The sequence below is a fragment of the Bacillus sp. 05T31 genome, assembly GCF_056396725.1.
In genome coordinates, this window is the sequence record NZ_JBFTMA010001289.1 from 1 (window position 1) to 549 (window position 549).

1 pseudogene is annotated in these 549 nt (G+C 25.5%); it reads left to right on the plus strand.

Features of this window, described 5'->3' with window-relative positions:
- A pseudogene (locus AC1DJR_RS32965) lies at window positions 1-368 on the plus strand (hypothetical protein); the annotation flags it as partial.
- Window positions 369-549 lie beyond the last annotated feature (181 nt).

The window sequence follows — 549 nt, forward strand, 5'->3', positions numbered from 1 at the left end:
GGATATATTTAGTGCATCTATGCTTAACAAAGAAATTAATTAGTTCATCTGAGTTTAATCGCTTTATGGCTTTACATGTGAGTTATAGTGATTATATTGATATGAAATTGACAAGTTATACTGACAAGTTTGTAGAACTTAATTTCAGAGAAAAACAAATGAATGAAAATGAATCACAATTTTATGTGTTATTTCTGCAAATCTCAGAAATAACTACGGAATTAATAAAAGAAATAACGAATTATAACATGACATTGACATCCCCTTTCCTTTCTGTAGACAACCAACAGAAAAATGAGTTATTAAAAAAGAAGAAGGATCATAAAGATCTGTTTAATAAACTAAGTGTTTTATATAAAACTATATAGTTAAAAGAGTAATACTTAAGAAGTATTACTCTTTTTTATAGGGTTATATACACGTTTTGTTTATAAGTCTTTCATATAAGACCTTTAAATGAGTCGTGTAATAATTCGTGGTAATATTCTATTGACATGAAATTAATATAAAAGCATATAAAACCTTTAATAATAAGTGTTTATCCATACG